This window comes from Aquibium sp. A9E412 (assembly GCF_030398335.1).
Classification (GTDB): Bacteria; Pseudomonadota; Alphaproteobacteria; order Rhizobiales; family Rhizobiaceae; genus A9E412.
Genome location: NZ_JAOAOP010000013.1, coordinates 37,028 through 51,052, shown reverse-complemented (window position 1 = coordinate 51,052; position 14,025 = coordinate 37,028). Strand labels below are relative to the sequence as shown.

Sequence of the window (14,025 nt, the reverse complement as noted above, 5' to 3'; positions counted from 1 at the left end):
CGCTGCGTTGGCGGCAATGCCGCAATCGTGTCACAATTGCGGCATGTTCGTGGCATAATGTGCTAAGATAAGCAAAACCAAGAACAATCGGAGGTCGTCGCCGGGGCGGGGGCGGCGGCTTGCGAAGAAGGGGGTTGGTTGCGTTTGACGTTGCGAAGCTGGTTGCGTACGGGCGATCTGTCTGCCCGTGTGTCCCGGAGCCCGGCCGGCGGTGCCGGCAGGCCGGAAGGGGCGCCCGGGATGGGCGGCCGGTGGTCTCCGGCCATGCATCGGAGGGCGTGTCTTGCTCTCTAGGATGCGCCATTGGATCGCCGAGCGGCCGCGCCGGGCCAAGCGCCTGGTGCTGCTCGTGGCCGACGTCTTCGGCCTCATCGCGATCATGTGGGCGGCCTTCTCGATCCGCCTCGACCAGCTCTTCGTGCCGAACCTGCAGCAGGCGCTGTTCTTCCTCGCCGCGCCGCTCGTCACGATCCCGATCTTCGTGCGCATGGGCCTCTACCGCTCGGTGCTGCGCTATCTGCCCGAGCGCGCCATCTGGACTATCGTCCAGGCGGTGACCTTCGCGACGCTGGCGCTCGTCAGCCTCGCCTTCCTCACCCAGATGACCGGCATCGAGGGCATTCCGCGCAGCATTCCGCTGCTCTACTGGATCATCTCCGTGCTCGCTGTCACCGGCAGCCGCTTCACCCTGAAATGGCTGCTGCGCCACGGCGAGAAGAACGGCGACAGCGTCAAGCGCATGCTGATCTACGGCGCCGGCGATGCCGGCGTGCAGCTTGCCGACGCGCTGCGCTCGGCCGGCGATCGCCAGGTGATGGGCTTCGTCAGCGACAATCCGGGCCTGTTCGGGATGGATATCCTCGGCCTGCGGGTCTATTCGCCCTCGCAGCTCGAGTCGGTGGTGGCCAATTTCGGCATCGAGGAAGTGGTCATCACGTCCCAGGCGGGGGCCGACAACCGCGAGCTGGTGGCGCGCCTCGGCGCCCTGCCGGTCAAGATGCGCATCCTGCCGGCCATCGCCGACCTGGCGGCCGGCCGCTATCTGGTCAGCTACATCCGCGACATCGATCTCGACGACCTGCTCGGCCGCTCGCCGGTGCCGGCCGATCTCGGCCTGATGCGCCAGATGATCGAGGGCCGCACCATTCTCGTCACCGGCGCGGCCGGCTCCATCGGCTCGCAGCTCTGCCGCACGATCGTGCGCAACAATCCGGCCAAGCTGGTGCTGCTCGAGGTCAACGAGCACGGCCTCTACGAGATGTCGCGCGAGTTGAAGGCGCTGTGCACCTGCCCGGTGGTGCCCGTGCTGGGCTCCATCACCAACGCCGCGCTGGTGCGGCGCACGCTGCGCGCCGAGCATGTCGACACCATCTACCACACCGCCGCCTACAAGCACGTCTCGATGGTCGAGCGGAACAAGATCGAGGGCGTGCGCAACAACGTCTTCGGCACGCATGTGCTGGCCGATGCCGCGCAGGAGTTCGGCGTCGACAACTTCGTGCTGATCTCAAGCGACAAGGCGGTTCATCCGAAGAGCGTGATGGGCGCCAGCAAGCGCTGGGCCGAGCTCATCGTGCGCCACTACGCGCAGCAGACCGCGACCCGCGGCCACGGCACGCGCTATGCGGCGGTGCGCTTCGGCAACGTCATCGGCTCGAGCGGCTCCGTCGTGCCGCTGTTCAAGGAGCAGATCGCCAGCGGCGGCCCGGTGACGATCACGCACGATGAGACGACGCGCTACTTCATGTCGGTGCGCGAGGCGGCCGAGCTGATCGTCCAGGCGAGCGCGCTGTCGGAGGCCGGCGACGTGCTGCTGCTCGAGATGGGCGATCCGATCCGCATCCGCGATCTCGCCGAGGACATGATCATGCTGGCCGGTCTCACCGTGCGCGGCCCGGACAATCCGCATGGCGACATCGAGATCGTCACGATCGGCCTCGCCGAGGGCGAGAAGATCCACGAGGAGCTGTTCTACCACCGCGCCAGCGTCGCGCGCACGCCGCATCCCAAGATCCTGCGCGCGCGCCGGCCCGACGGCCTGTCGGACCGGGTGCCGCTGATGCTGGCGCGCATGCGCGAGGCGGTGGAGCGCAGCGACGAGGCGGAGGTGCGGCGCCTGCTGTTCGACTTCCTGATCGAGCAGCCGGCGGGCGAGGGCGAGGCCGCCTTGTGGCCGGCCGGTCCGGGCGCGCAGGAGCAGGGCGCCTATCCCAACTGACGCGCGTGCGCGGCGGCCAGCGCGGCGAGCCGCGGCCGGCTGTCGGCCACCGGATGCCAGCCGAGCAGTGCCAGCGGCCGCGCGTCGCAGCTCTGGTCGGCCTGCAGCGCCTGCCAGAGCGCCCGTCTGCCGGTGACGGCCGCCGCCGCGCCGACGAGCCGCCCGGGCAGCGCGAACAGCCGCGCGGAGCGGCCGCGGCCGCGGCGGAAGGCGGCGACGATCTCGCCCGGCGTCAGCGCCGTTTGGTCGCTTGCCACATGCACCGGCTGCGGCGCCACCGCGGCATCGAGCAGGCAGGCGACCGCCCCGGCCACGGCCGCGACGTCGACCAGCGGCCGGCGGCCGGCAAGCCCGGCGAGCGGCAGCGGCAGCGGCGTCTCCGACAGCGCCAGCAGGCGGCCCAGGAAGCCGCCCATGCCCGGCCCGTAGACGGCCGGCAGGCGCAGCACCGAGAGATCGCCCGGCCGCGCCGCGTAGGCGGCCGTCGCGGCGCGCTCGCCGGCAAGCTTGGAGCGGCCGTAGGCGCCCGCCGGCTGAGGCGCGGTGGCCGCGTCGATGGTGCCGCTGAAGCCGGCGCCGGCCACCGCGCGGATCGACGAGACGAGGACGAAGCGGCCGCCGGCGCCACGCGCCGCCGCCGCCGCGAGCCGCTCGGCAAGCCGCGCGTTCGCCGCGTGAAGCTCGGCCTCCGTGCGGCCGCGCGCATCGGCCAGCCCCGCGCAATGCACCACGTCGTCGACGCCGGCCATCAGCGCGTCGAAGGCGGCGTCCGCCGCGTCGGCCGGCGGCAGCGCGACGTCGATGCCGGGGCGCAGCGGCGCGCGGCCGGCGCGACGTACGGTGCGGCCCTGCGCGGCGAGGTGGCGGGCGACGGCGCCGCCTATGAAGCCGCTCGCCCCGGTGACGAGCACGCTCATGACGGGCCGGCCGGCATCGCCGGCGCTACCCGATCGGCGGGCGGCCCACCGAGTGGTAGGCGAGCCCGGTGTCGGTGAGGTCGGCCGGCTGGTAGACGTTGCGCGCGTCGAAGAAGATGCGGCCGCGCATCAGCCCGGCGATGCGCGTCAGGTCGAGCGCGCGATAGGCGTTCCAGTCGGTCAGGAGCGCCACCGCGTCGGCCCCCTCGGCCGCCTGGTAGGGCGAGCCGCACCAGGCAACGCCGTCGAGGGCGCGGCTGGCCGCCGCCATCGCGGCGGGATCGTGCGCGCGCACGGTGACGCCGGCGGCCGTGAGCGCGGCGATGATGTCGAGCGAGGGCGCCTCGCGGATGTCGTCGGTGTTGGGCTTGAAGGAGACGCCGAGCACGGCGACCGTGGCCGCGGCGGGCTCTGCGAGGAACGACAGGATGCGCTCGCCCATGCGCTTCTTGCGCTGCTCGTTCTCCGCCACGACGGTCTCCACGAGACGCTGCGGCGCCTCGAAGCGGCGGCCGATGGCGGCGAAGGCGCGCGTGTCCTTGGGAAAGCACGAGCCGCCGAAGCCGGGCCCCGGATGCAGGAACTTCGAGCCGATGCGCCGGTCCATGCCGATCGCCTTGGCGACGTCCTGCACGTTGCCGCCGACCCGCTCGCACAGGTCGGCGAGCTGGTTGATGAAGGTCACCTTCATCGCCAGGAAGGCGTTCGAGGCGTACTTGATCAGCTCGGCGTTCTCCAGCGAGGTGACGACGAGCGGCGTCTCGCGCAGGTAGAGCGGCCGATAGACGCGCTGCATGACGGCGCGGCCGTTGTCGTCGCGCGCGCCGACCACCACCCGGTCGGGACGCATGAAGTCTTCCACCGCCGAGCCCTCGCGCAGGAACTCCGGGTTCGACACCATGGAGAACGGCACGTCGGGCCGCGCGGCGGCGATGCGCTCGGCGACGGCGGCCGCGGTGCCGACGGTGGCGGTCGACTTGATGACGACCGTGGTGTTGGGCCGCATCGCCAGGGCGATCGCCTCGGCGGCGGCGAAGATGTATTGCAGGTCGGCCTCGCCGTCGCCGCGCCGCGAGGGCGTGCCGACGGCGATGAACACGACGTCGGACTCCGCCACGGCCGCCGCCAGATCGGTGGTGAAGGTGAGCCGCCCCTCGGCCACGTTCTTGCGCAGCAGGTCTTCCAGCCCCGGCTCGTAGATGGTCAGCTCGCCGCCGTTCAGCCGGTCGATGATGCCGTGGTTCTGGTCGACGCAGTTGACGTGGTAGCCGAACTCCGCGAAGCAGACGCCCGAAACCAGTCCCACATAGCCGGTCCCGATCATGGATATTCGCATCGAGCCGCCCCTGTTCCTGCTGCTGGTCCGCGCTTGCGCGGCTCCCATTGCACATGCCCGCGCGCAAGGCAATGTGACGCGCCGCCCGGGCGCGCCGCGCCGTGCGGAGGCGGGCCGGTGAGGGTGCTTCTCACCGGCGCGGCCGGCTTCATCGGCTTCCACGCGGCGAGCCGCTTCCTGGCGCGCGGCGACACCGTGGTCGGGCTCGACGACCTCAACCCCTACTACCCGGTCGCGCTGAAGCGGGCGCGGCTGGCCGAGCTCGCCGGGCACGCGGGCTTCACCTTCCACGAGATGGACGTGGCGCGGCCGGACCTGGCCGGGGCGCTCGGCGACGGGACGGCAAAGCTCGACGCGATCGTGCATCTGGCCGCCCAGGCGGGCGTGCGCTACTCGGTGGAGAACCCGCACGCCTACGTTCACGCCAACGTGGCCGGCCAGGTGTCCGTGCTCGAGCTGGCCGCCGCGCGCGGCCTGCCGGTGGTCTACGCCTCGTCCTCGTCGGTCTATGGCGACGATTCGCCGGTTCCGTTCGCCGAGGACGCGCCGGCCGCGAGGCCGGTCTCCGTCTACGCGGCGACCAAGCGCTCGGGCGAGCTGATCGCCCACGCCTACGGCCAGATCCATGGGCTGACGACGACCGGGCTGCGCTTCTTCACCGTCTACGGCCGCTATGGCCGGCCCGACATGGCGCCGTGGCTGTTCACCGACGCGATCCTCGCCGGCCGACCGATCAAGGTGTTCAACGGCGGCGACATGGAGCGCGACTTCACCCATGTCGACGACATCGCCGCCGGCGTGGTGGCGGTGACAGACCGGCTGCTGGCGCGGCCGGATGCGACGGCGCCGCTCTACAATCTCGGCAACAACCGGCCCGTGCGGCTGCTCGACTTCATCGCCGCGATCGAGCGCGCCGCCGGCCGCCGCGCGGTGATGGAGATGGCGCCGAAGCCGGCCGGCGACGTGACGCGCACCTGCGCCGACATCGCGCTGGCCGCGCGCGACCTCGGCTACAGCCCGACGGTGCCGCTCGCCGACGGCATCGCCGATTTCGTCGCCTGGTTCCGCGCCTATCACGCGACGGCGCGGTAAGGACGGCTTCGCGAGGGGCGTGCCGCAGCGGCGCCTACTGCACCAGCACCGCCTGGCCGCAGCTTGCGCCGGTCACCCGCACGTCGGCCTGGCCGACCGAGACGCCGAGGAGGTCGAGCACGGCGTTGAGCACGCCGTCGACGGCCGGCGCGACGGCGAGCAGCAGGTTGCCGACCGTCAGCCGCACCAGGCCCGACAGCCCGAGATCGAGGCCGAGGATGCGCACGTCGAGGTCGAGATCCTCGATCAGCGACGAGGCGATCGACGTCACCAGATCGCGCGTCGACACCGTCTTCGTCTCGCCGTCGGCGATCTCGCGCGCGGTGAAGCGCAGCGACGTCGCCGTCTGCTCCTCGACCGCGACGCGGGCCGAGCCGGTGACGCGGATCAGCGGCGCGCGCACGATGTCGGCGTCGTCGAAATGCGGCTTTGACGAGAAGTCGGCGAAGCGATGCATGTCGAGCCCCGCGACACGCAGGTCGGCGACGCCGGGCCTCGCCGCGACGGTCGCGCTGGCGCCGGAGCTGCCGCAGGCGATGTCGGTCAGCCGCGCCTGGGCGTGCGCCACCTCCAGATAGATCGGCAGCCGCACGGCGAGCCCGCGCAGGACGCCCTCGCCGCCGATCTTCAGGGCGACGTAGAGCCGCGTCTGGGCGGTGTGCACCGTGTCGCCCACCTCGCCGACGCCGAACGGCGCGGAGTTTTGCGGCGGCTCGCCGATCGCCAGCTCGACCTGCGCCTCGAGCAGCCCGGGGATGCCGGCGCCGAGGTCGAGGGCGAGCTGGTGGCCGCCGCCGGCCGCCACCGCCGCCGCCTGCACGAGGTCGAGCACGCCGGCCTTCAGCGCCAGGCCGGGGCTGCGCAGGCCGATCTGCTTGTCGGCGAGCGGCGCCAGCGTCACCAGGTCGCCGAGCAGGAACATGCCGTGGTCGGCGCCGGCGGTCTGCCGCGCCAGCCGGGAGAGCGCGTTGCGCGCGCCGCGCTCGAGCCCCGGCACCGCCTCGATGGCCGTCGCCAGCGCATTGATGCCGATCTCGGTGTCGAGCAGGTCCTCATAGGTGGCGGCCTCGAGGTCGAGCGACAGAGCCAGCGTGTCGAGCACGGTCAGAAGGTCGACGTCGGCGTCGAGCAGCGCCTCGTAGTCCATCACGTCGAGCGCGATCTCCGAGCCGGTCAGTCCGCCGAGCAGCGCGTTGACGATGCCGCCGTCGAGGCGCAAGAGCCGGGTGCCGACGGAGAAGGCGGCATGCGCCTCGGTGCTGGCGACCGCCGAAGCCGACAGCCGCGGCGGCGCGAACAGCCGCTGCGAGAAATGGCGCGTGCCCGTCGTCGCGAAGGTCACCTTGACGGCGTTGGCCGGCTCCGCGCCGGCCACGAAGCGCTGCTCGACCGTCAGCGTGGGATCGGCGGTGTAGCGGCCCTTGACCACCGCGAGCGGATCCTCGCCGTCGCCGCCGGCGGTCTCGCTGCCGTCCGACACGCGGGCCAGCAGGCCCTGGTCGCGCAGGACCGCGCGGGCGGCCGCTTCGGCGGTGTCGATCTCGGCGGCGGCCATGATCGCGGCTAGGTCCGTTGCCGCCTGCACCTGGCGGCGCTCGAGATAAAGCGTGCCCTCGTCGACGGCGACCGCCGCCAGCCCGAGCACGACCGGTGCGGTCGCCGCCGTCATCAGCGCGACGTTGCCGCCGCTGGCGCGGACGAACCCGGCGACCCGGCGGCCGAAACGATGGAGCAGCGCACGCATCACACGCCTCCCACGGTGATCACCGACTGGTGGCCGATCTCGACCGGCGGCAGCGGCAGACCGGCGGCGAAGCGCCAGATCGGCAGGTTGCGCGCGTCGTAGCGCACCGAGATCGAGACGGCGCGACCGTCATCGCTGTCGATCACGCTGACGGCAAGCCGGTCGGCCTCGACGAAGGGATAGCCGCCGGCGCGCTCCCTGACGAAGCCGGCCACGATGGTCTCGCGCTCGTCGGCGCTGAGGCCGGCGACCGCCGAGCGCGCCGCATCGGCGGCGATCTGCTGGATCGAGTGGCTCGCGCCGAGATAGATGCCGAAGGCCGTCATGCCCATCAGGATCAGCACGAAGACCGGCGCGATCAGTGCGAATTCGACGGCAGAGGTTCCCTCGCACCGTCGGCAGAACGACTGAATCTTCATGGATGACATGCCCCACCTCCTCGTCCGGGACATGCAACCATGGATAGATTAATCGCCCGTAAGGCGGGCTGTTAAAACTGTCCGCGTGTGACGTTGGGGAAGTGGCCGAGCACACCAGTGTGGTATCTCAGTGCGGTTCCGTACCGTTTTTTTGCAAGCATATGCAGATGCAATATTTTTTTCTTACCCCGCGCCGCCCCCGCCGCGCACGGCCATGCGTCGCGTCAGAAGCGGTGTGCGCCCCGCCCGCGTTCGGCGAGCGCATCGTCTGGGTTGTAAATCGGGCATGTCTTCATCGACAGGCAGCCACAGCCGATGCAGAAGTCGAGCTGGTCGCGCAGCCGCGTGAGCTCGGCGATGCGCCGGTCGAGATCGCCGCGCCACAGGCCCGACAGTTGCTGCCAGGCCCGCGCGTCGGGCGCATGGTCGTCCGGCAGCGCCCGGAACGCGTTGCCGATCTCGGCAAGCGGGAGGCCGAGCCGCTGGGCGATGCGGATGACCGCGAGCCGGCGCAGCGTGCTGCGGTGAAAGCGCCGATGGTTGGCGCCGGTGCGCCAGCCGGCGATCAGCCCCTCGCGCTCGTAGAAATGGATGGCGGAGACGGCGACGCCGCTGCGCGCGGCGAGCTCGCCCACCGACAGGGCATCGGTGGCCCGCGGTCTTGCGTTCGGCATGCGGTTCTTTCCCCTTGACCTCAAGAAAGGTTGAGGTGGCAGGGTGCCACGCCTTGCCGCGGCGCGAAAGCCGCCGGCCGCAATGCACGGAGCCGGATCGCGATGGTCTCACCGAGGAAAAAGGCGCCAGGCGGCGATGCAGCCGCCGGCATCGGCATCTCCGGCAGCGCTCCGGGGACCGTGGCGCTGGCGCTGCTCGTCGCGCTCGGCCTCGCCTGGGCGGTGCGGCTGATCGCCATCAAGGCCGCCACCGCGCATGGCGCCGCCGCCTTCGACGTGGCGCTGGTGGCGACCGCCGGCGTGGCGCTGCTGGTGACGCTGGTCAACGGGCTGCGCGGCCGCTGGCCGCCGGCCACGCGCCGGCACCTGCGCTTCTACCTCGTGGCCGGCGTGGTCGGCTTCGGGGCGCCCTTCGCGGTGGAGCTTATCGTCGCGCGCCACCTGCCGGGACTGCTGTTCGTGCTGGTGGTGACCAGCGCGCCGGTCTGGACCGTCTTCATCGCGCTCGTCCTGCGGCTCGAGCCGGCCGGCCCGCGGCGCGTCGTCGGCGTGGTCGCCGGCTTCCTCGCCACGGCGCTGGTCATCGCCGCGCTGCCGGCCGCACCCGATGCGCCGGCCGGCGCGGCGCCGCTGTGGATCGTCGCCGCCTTCGCGATTCCCGTTCTCTACGCCGCCTATGTGCTGTTCATCGCCGCCGCCTGGCCGGGCGCCGCCGACAACCTGCAGGTCGCCCAGGGCCAGGCCTATGTGGCGCTCGCCGTCTTCGCCGGCCTCGCCGTCATGCGCGGCGGAACGGGGGGCGATCTGGTCGCCCTGGCCGGCCTGCCGTCGGTCTGGCTGATCGTGGCGGCCGAGCTCGTCGCGCTGGTGCTGTTCTTCCGCCTGGCGCGTGGCCATGGCGGCAGCTTCGCCGCGCAGGCGAACTACGTCGCCGTGGTCGGCGGGGCGGCGCTGTCGGTGCTGCTGTTCGGCGAGGTGCCGGGCTGGCCGGCGCTGCTCGGCGTGGGTCTCCTGGTGCTGGCGCTGCGGCTTGCCAGCGCATCGCCCGCGCCGGGCGGCGCGGGCGGAACCGGCGCGTCCCGCCGGCGTGGAAGCCGACGGCGCTTGACAACCCGTCCGCGGCGGGCCGAACTCGGCCGACGCGCGCGGACCGGACGCGGCCCGGCCGGCGCCGGGACCGCTCGAACGCGCCGCACCGGCCGGAGAAGGGACGCCATGAGTGACCTTGCAAGTCTCGCCGTCTTCGTCGTGCTCGTCGTCGCCGCGGCGGCGTCCGGCGCCATCTTCAAGCCGGGGGCGTGGTACGAATCGCTGGACAAGCCCGGCTGGACGCCGCCCGACTGGGCGTTTCCCGTCGTCTGGACGACGCTCTACGTGCTGATCGCGCTGGCCGGCTGGCTGGTGTGGCGCGAGGTCGGCTGGGGCCTGGCGGTGGCGCTGTGGGGCGCGCAGCTTGTCTTCAACGCCGCCTGGTCGTGGCTGTTCTTCGGCCGCCGGCGCATGGACATCGCGTTTGCCGACGTCACGCTGCTCTGGCTGTCGATCGCCGGCTTCATCCTGGTCGCCTGGCCGGTCTCGCTGTGGGCGGCGCTGTGCTTCGTGCCCTATCTGGTGTGGGTCAGCCTGGCCGGCGCGCTCAACTGGCAGGTCTGGAGCATGAACCCGCGCGAGGCCGTGCGCGGTGCGTGAGGGGGACCCGCGCGTTCCTTACGGGGCGCGTGGCTTCGGCCGGCCGGCGCGCGCCTGCTTCAGCCGCAGGATCACGTCGGCGACATGCGCGGCAAGCCCGGCCGCCAGCCACAGCGCCAGCCACACCGGGCCGGCGTCGAGCAGCGCGGCGCGCAGCGCGCCGAGCAGGGCGAGCCCGGCGAGCGCGTTGACGAGCAGAAGCCGCCGCCAGGCGGCGCTCCGCACCAGCCAGGCGAGGAGCGCGCCTTCCACCACGAGCACCGCCATCGCCAGCTCGGCGATGCGCCCGCCGGCAAACAGCGGCTCGAGCCAGCCGGGCATCACGCCGTCCGGCCGGCGGCCGGCCGCGCCGCGGTGCCGCGGGGCGAAGCCCGCCGGGCCGGCCGTGCGCGCCCCGCCATGCCTCAGCGCGCCGCCAGGCCGAGGAGCTGCTGCAGGTCCTTGAAGAACACGCGCATGTGCGCCATCGGCTCGCGCCGCACCAGGCGCTTGTTGAGATAGGCCTCCCAGGTCAGCCGCTGCACGTCGGCGTCGGCGCACATGGCGACGAACTGCTCGCGGCGCTTGTCGCTGCGGTACCAGATCCACTGCATCAGGCCGAGCGCCAGGAAGACGCGGCCATGCTCGCGCATGAAGCGCCGCCGCGCCGCCTTCAGCGCGCCGGCGCGGCCGGTGGCGAGCAGGCTCTCGGCGGCCTCGGCGCACAGCGTGCCGGCGAGCATGGCATAGTAGATGCCTTCGCCCGACGACGGCGCCACCACGCCGGCCGCGTCGCCGGCCAGCACCACGTTGCGCCCGTCATCCCAGCGCCGCATCGGCTTGAGCGGCAGCGGCGCGCCTTCCTCGCGCACCGTCTCGGCCTCGGCCAGGCCGGCCTCCGCGCGCAGCCGCCGCGTCGCCGCCTTGAGGCTGTGCCCCTTGACCGCGGTGCCGCAGCCGATGCTCGTCTGGCCGCCATGCGGAAACACCCAGCCGTAGAAATCGGGCGAGATGGCGCCGTCGTAGACGACGTCGCAGCGGTCGGGGCGGAAGGCCTCCGTCGCGCCGGCCGGCGACTTGACGATCTCGTGGTAGGCGAAGACGTAGGGCGGCGTTTTGGCCGGACCGAAGACGGCGCGCCGCACCGCCGAGTTGGCGCCGTCGGCGCCGATCACCGCGCGCGCCCGGTGGTGCACCGGCGGGCTGCGGTCCTTCGGCGCCACGGTCACGGTCACCGTGCCGTCGCGGTTGCGCGCGAGCGCGCGGAAGGTGCCGGCAAGCCGCGTGGCGCCGGCGGCGGCCGCGCGGTCGCGCAGCCACGGATCGAACACGTCGCGGTCGACCATGCCGACATAGCCGAGGTCGCCGATCTGCATGTCGATCGCGCGGCCGCTCGGCGCGATGATGCGTGCGCTGCGCACGCGCGCGGCGAGCAGCTCCGGCGGGATGGCGAAGTCGCGGATGGCGCGCGTCGGGATGGCGCCGCCGCACGGCTTGGTGCGGCCCTCGCGGTCGACGAGCAGCACGCTGCGGCCGGCCCCGGCGAGCCGCGCGGCGGCGGTGGCGCCGGCCGGGCCGCCGCCCACCACGATGACGTCCCAGGCGCTTCCGGTCATGGCGCTACTCCGCGGGCTGGAGGGGGGCCGCGGCGGCGGGCGCCGGGCCTTCGCCGCGCGTCGCCACGCCGACGCGCAGGGCAATGAGGGCGGCGGCGACGAACAGCGCCGCCTCGCCGGTGAAGACGATGGCGAAGGACAGCGCCACGTCGCCGGTCAGCGCGCGGGTGACGTCGACCGCCACGGTGCCGAGGAAGCCGCCGAGGCCGAAGGCGACCGCCTGCGCGGCGCCCCACAGCCCCATGCGGATGCCCTCGCGCGCCGGCCGGCCGGCGCCGGCGAGCGCCATCATGGTGCCGATGGCGGCGACGGCGAAGGCGCCGTTGGCCAGCCCGAGCGCGAAGATGTTGAGTTTGAGCGGCCAGGCCGGCGCCAGCGAGGCCGATACGGCGAGCAGGGCGAGCGCCAGGCCGGAGCCGATGCAGCCGCCGACGGTGAACAGCCTGAGCACCTCCGGCCGGCGCCGCGCCAGCAGGCTGCCGACCAGCCCGACCAGCGCCATGCCGATGAACACGCCGCCGTGCTGGGTGCCCGAAAGCCGCGTCGTCTCGCCCGGCGTCATGGCGAACAGGAAGCCGGCGAACGGCTCCAGGATCAGGTCCTGCATGCTGTAGGCGAGCATCGACACGAAGACGAAGACGGTGAACAGTCGCGCCCGCGGATCGGCCCAGGTCTCCGCCAGGCTTTCCGAGAAGCGCGGCGCCGGCCCCGCCTCGGCCGGCCTGTCCGCGACCGCCGCGCGCCGCTCGATGCCGGTCACCGCGAGCGCGGCGATCGCCAGCGCGAGCGTGCCGGCGGCGGCCGTGACGGCGACCAGGCGGCCGTGCGAGTAGGGATCGAGGAAGCTGCCCGACACCAGCGCGGTGACGACGATGCCGAGGATCATCATCATCCACACGATGGTCGCCGCCGCCGGCCGGCGCGCCGGCGCGGTGCGGCTGGCGAGCAGCGCGAGCAGCGAGGTGCCGGAGGCGCCGATGCCGACGCCGATCAGCGTGAAGCAGGCGAGGGCGGCGAGGAAGCCCGGCCAGAAGCCGCGCTCGAACAGGAAGGTGGTGGCGGCCGCGCCGGTGCCGGCGAGCGCCAGCAGCGCCAGCCCGCCGAGGATGAAGCGCGTGCGGCTGCCGCCGACGTCGGAGCCGTGGCCCCACAGCGGCCGCGCGATCTGCACCGCGTAGTGCAGCCCGACGAGCAGGCCGGGCACCACGGCGGCGAGCGCCAGCTCGACCACCATCACGCGGTTGAGCGTCGAGGTCGTCAGCACCACGATCGAGCCGAGCGCGGCCTGCACCAGGCCGAGCCGCGCAATGGCGACCCAGCCGAGGCCGCGCGCCGCGCCCGATGCCGCCGGCGCGGTCATGCGCCCGCCGCCGCCGCGCTGGCGCCGAGCGCCGCCAGGGCGAGCGCTGCGACCGCCATGCCGAGCACGTAGAGGCCGACGCCGACGGCGCTGTACCACACCGCGAAGCGGGCCGGGTCGCGCAGCAGCCGGGCCATGCAGGCCACCTGCGCGCCGAGCAGCAGGCCGACCGCGGCGGCGTGCCAGGGCTGCTGCCACAGGACGAGCAGGGCGACGACGGCGAGCTGGGCGGCGGCCATGACGCCGCTCGCCAGCGCCGCCGCGCCGCGCGCGCCGAGCTGCACCGGCAGCGAGGCGAGCCCCATGCGGCGGTCGCCTTCCATCGACTTGAAGTCGTTGAGCGTCATGATGCCGTGCGCGCCGAGGCCGTAGAGCAGCGCGACGAGCACCACCTCGAGCGGCGGAAAGCCGCCGAGCGCGGCCGCCGCCGCGGTCAGCCACGGCAGGCTTTCGTAGGAGAAGCCGACGGCGGCGTTGCCGATCCAGCCGTTGCGCTTGAGGCGGAAGGGCGGCGCGCTGTACATCCAGGCGAGCGCCAGGCCGAGTGCCGCGGCGACCAGCACCCAGGGTCCGAGCAGGCTCGCCACCGCGAGCGACAGCGCCGTCCAGGCGACGGCGATGCCGAGCCCCCAGCGGCCGGGCACGCGGCCCGACGGGATCACCCGGTCGGGCTCGTTGATGGCGTCGACCTCGCGGTCGAACCAGTCGTTGACGGCCTGGCTGGTGCCGCACACCAGCGGCCCGGCCAAAAGCACGCCGGCCAGCACGTAGGGCCAGCGCGCGCCGCTCGCCGCGCCGACCGACAGCGCGCCGCAGCCATAGGCCCACATCGGCGGAAACCAGGTGATCGGCTTGAGCAGCGACAGCACCGCGCCGGGTGCGGGCACCGTCGCGGCCGGCCGTGTGACGGAAGGCGCGACCATGCCCGGATGCTAGGCGCGGCATGGTCGAGTGTCAATCTATATTGACATGTCGGCGGCC

12 protein-coding genes are annotated in these 14,025 nt (G+C 73.1%); 3 read left to right on the top strand and 9 right to left on the bottom strand.

Annotated elements, in window-relative coordinates:
- Nucleotides 1-295: 295 nt before the first annotated feature.
- Nucleotides 296-2,218, top strand: coding sequence for a nucleoside-diphosphate sugar epimerase/dehydratase (locus tag N1F89_RS07585; protein ID WP_290083057.1), 1,923 nt, complete (start codon nucleotides 296-298; stop codon nucleotides 2,216-2,218).
- On the opposite strand, the gene N1F89_RS07580 is transcribed toward N1F89_RS07585, so the two are convergent.
- Both N1F89_RS07580 and N1F89_RS07575 read right to left on the bottom strand, forming a co-directional pair.
- Nucleotides 2,206-3,135, bottom strand: a complete 930-nt coding sequence (locus N1F89_RS07580) for an NAD-dependent epimerase/dehydratase family protein (RefSeq protein WP_290083025.1) — start codon at nucleotides 3,133-3,135, stop codon at nucleotides 2,206-2,208. The genes N1F89_RS07585 and N1F89_RS07580 overlap by 13 nt on opposite strands.
- A gap of 25 nt (nucleotides 3,136-3,160) precedes the next feature.
- A complete protein-coding gene (locus N1F89_RS07575) occupies nucleotides 3,161-4,471 on the bottom strand; it encodes a UDP-glucose/GDP-mannose dehydrogenase family protein (protein ID WP_290083023.1) in 1,311 nt (436 codons plus the stop codon).
- Nucleotides 4,472-4,588: 117 nt separating this feature from the next.
- Here N1F89_RS07575 and N1F89_RS07570 point away from each other — a divergent pair, with 117 nt between their 5' ends.
- Complete coding sequence (locus tag N1F89_RS07570; protein WP_290083021.1) at nucleotides 4,589-5,563, top strand: NAD-dependent epimerase/dehydratase family protein; 975 nt, start codon at nucleotides 4,589-4,591, stop codon at nucleotides 5,561-5,563.
- Between the two features lie 34 nt (nucleotides 5,564-5,597).
- Here the strand turns inward: N1F89_RS07570 and N1F89_RS07565 are convergent, their stop codons facing one another.
- From N1F89_RS07565 to soxR, 3 genes are all read right to left on the bottom strand, one after another.
- On the bottom strand, nucleotides 5,598-7,307 hold the full coding sequence (locus N1F89_RS07565) for a pilus assembly protein TadG-related protein (protein ID WP_290083020.1): 1,710 nt from the start codon (nucleotides 7,305-7,307) through the stop codon (nucleotides 5,598-5,600).
- Complete coding sequence (locus N1F89_RS07560) at nucleotides 7,307-7,735, bottom strand: TadE/TadG family type IV pilus assembly protein (RefSeq protein WP_290083018.1); 429 nt, start codon at nucleotides 7,733-7,735, stop codon at nucleotides 7,307-7,309. The genes N1F89_RS07565 and N1F89_RS07560 overlap by 1 nt, the downstream gene beginning before the upstream one ends.
- A 215-nt stretch (nucleotides 7,736-7,950) precedes the next feature.
- Complete coding sequence (gene soxR, locus N1F89_RS07555) at nucleotides 7,951-8,400, bottom strand: redox-sensitive transcriptional activator SoxR (RefSeq protein WP_290083016.1); 450 nt, start codon at nucleotides 8,398-8,400, stop codon at nucleotides 7,951-7,953.
- 102 nt (nucleotides 8,401-8,502) lie between these two features.
- Here soxR and N1F89_RS20690 point away from each other — a divergent pair, with 102 nt between their 5' ends.
- Complete coding sequence (locus N1F89_RS20690) at nucleotides 8,503-10,089, top strand: tryptophan-rich sensory protein (RefSeq protein WP_354670311.1); 1,587 nt, start codon at nucleotides 8,503-8,505, stop codon at nucleotides 10,087-10,089.
- A gap of 18 nt (nucleotides 10,090-10,107) precedes the next feature.
- On the opposite strand, the gene N1F89_RS07545 is transcribed toward N1F89_RS20690, so the two are convergent.
- The 4 genes from N1F89_RS07545 to chlG form a co-directional block, all read right to left on the bottom strand.
- The gene (locus N1F89_RS07545; protein ID WP_290083014.1) at nucleotides 10,108-10,410 is read right to left on the bottom strand and encodes a hypothetical protein; all 303 of its coding nucleotides are present in this window, start codon (nucleotides 10,408-10,410) and stop codon (nucleotides 10,108-10,110) included.
- Between the two features lie 83 nt (nucleotides 10,411-10,493).
- Nucleotides 10,494-11,684, bottom strand: coding sequence for a geranylgeranyl diphosphate reductase (locus N1F89_RS07540; RefSeq protein ID WP_290083012.1), 1,191 nt, complete (start codon nucleotides 11,682-11,684; stop codon nucleotides 10,494-10,496).
- A 4-nt stretch (nucleotides 11,685-11,688) separates the two neighbouring features.
- The gene (locus N1F89_RS07535; RefSeq protein WP_290083011.1) at nucleotides 11,689-13,044 is read right to left on the bottom strand and encodes a BCD family MFS transporter; all 1,356 of its coding nucleotides are present in this window, start codon (nucleotides 13,042-13,044) and stop codon (nucleotides 11,689-11,691) included.
- The gene (gene chlG, locus N1F89_RS07530) at nucleotides 13,041-13,967 is read right to left on the bottom strand and encodes a chlorophyll synthase ChlG (RefSeq protein WP_290083008.1); all 927 of its coding nucleotides are present in this window, start codon (nucleotides 13,965-13,967) and stop codon (nucleotides 13,041-13,043) included. The genes N1F89_RS07535 and chlG overlap by 4 nt, the downstream gene beginning before the upstream one ends.
- Between the last annotated feature and the right edge of the window lie 58 nt (nucleotides 13,968-14,025).

What these genes read in the sequence shown, in the direction of transcription:
- N1F89_RS07580 (WP_290083025.1), bottom strand. Translation starts at nt 3,135, where the DNA reads ATGAGCGTGCTCGTCACCGGGGCGAGCGGCTTCATAGGCGGCGCCGTC.
- N1F89_RS07545 (WP_290083014.1), bottom strand. Translation starts at nt 10,410, where the DNA reads ATGCCCGGCTGGCTCGAGCCGCTGTTTGCCGGCGGGCGCATCGCCGAG.
- N1F89_RS20690 (WP_354670311.1), top strand. Translation starts at nt 8,503, where the DNA reads ATGGTCTCACCGAGGAAAAAGGCGCCAGGCGGCGATGCAGCCGCCGGC.
- N1F89_RS07540 (WP_290083012.1), bottom strand. Translation starts at nt 11,684, where the DNA reads ATGACCGGAAGCGCCTGGGACGTCATCGTGGTGGGCGGCGGCCCGGCC.
- N1F89_RS07585 (WP_290083057.1), top strand. Translation starts at nt 296, where the DNA reads ATGCGCCATTGGATCGCCGAGCGGCCGCGCCGGGCCAAGCGCCTGGTG.
- N1F89_RS07575 (WP_290083023.1), bottom strand. Translation starts at nt 4,471, where the DNA reads ATGCGAATATCCATGATCGGGACCGGCTATGTGGGACTGGTTTCGGGC.
- N1F89_RS07535 (WP_290083011.1), bottom strand. Translation starts at nt 13,044, where the DNA reads ATGACCGCGCCGGCGGCATCGGGCGCGGCGCGCGGCCTCGGCTGGGTC.
- N1F89_RS07565 (WP_290083020.1), bottom strand. Translation starts at nt 7,307, where the DNA reads ATGCGTGCGCTGCTCCATCGTTTCGGCCGCCGGGTCGCCGGGTTCGTC.
- N1F89_RS07560 (WP_290083018.1), bottom strand. Translation starts at nt 7,735, where the DNA reads ATGTCATCCATGAAGATTCAGTCGTTCTGCCGACGGTGCGAGGGAACC.
- chlG (WP_290083008.1), bottom strand. Translation starts at nt 13,967, where the DNA reads ATGGTCGCGCCTTCCGTCACACGGCCGGCCGCGACGGTGCCCGCACCC.
- soxR (WP_290083016.1), bottom strand. Translation starts at nt 8,400, where the DNA reads ATGCCGAACGCAAGACCGCGGGCCACCGATGCCCTGTCGGTGGGCGAG.